Genomic DNA, 438 nt, shown 5'->3' with positions numbered 1-438 from the left:
TATCAGTGGTACATTTGCATGATGCAAAACCCGAGGTTATTCGTCAGGCGTTAGAAGACAAAATCGCCCAGGCTCCCGCCTTTCTGAAGCACGCCCCTGTTGTTATCAACGTCAGCGGTCTTGAGGCTCCGGTTAACTGGAAACTTCTCCAGCAGGCCGTCTCCTCGACCGGACTGCGTATCGTGGGCATCAGCGGCTGCAAAGATACTGAGCTGAAAGCGGAAATTGAGCGTGCGGGGCTGCCTCTTCTGAATGAGGGCAAAGAAAAAGCCTCGCGTGCGGCCCCCGTTGCCGTGCAAACGCCCCCTCCTGTGGTGCAAAACGTTACTACCGTCACAAAAACGCGAATGATTGATGTGCCGGTTCGTTCCGGTCAGCGCATTTATGCACCAAACTGTGATCTGATTGTTACAAGCCACGTCAGTGCTGGCGCTGAGC

The 438-nt window shown here is 54.6% G+C and carries 1 protein-coding gene; it reads left to right on the top strand.

The features are described from left to right. Positions 1-438 (top strand): septum site-determining protein MinC (gene minC / locus EN749_RS37185; RefSeq protein ID WP_128365166.1); only part of this gene is annotated, 438 nt, incomplete at both ends.

This window comes from Mesorhizobium sp. M7A.F.Ca.ET.027.02.1.1 (assembly GCF_004022985.1).
In the GTDB taxonomy this organism is placed as follows: Bacteria; Pseudomonadota; Alphaproteobacteria; order Rhizobiales; family Rhizobiaceae; genus Mesorhizobium.
This window is presented reverse-complemented; position numbering and strand designations above follow the sequence as displayed.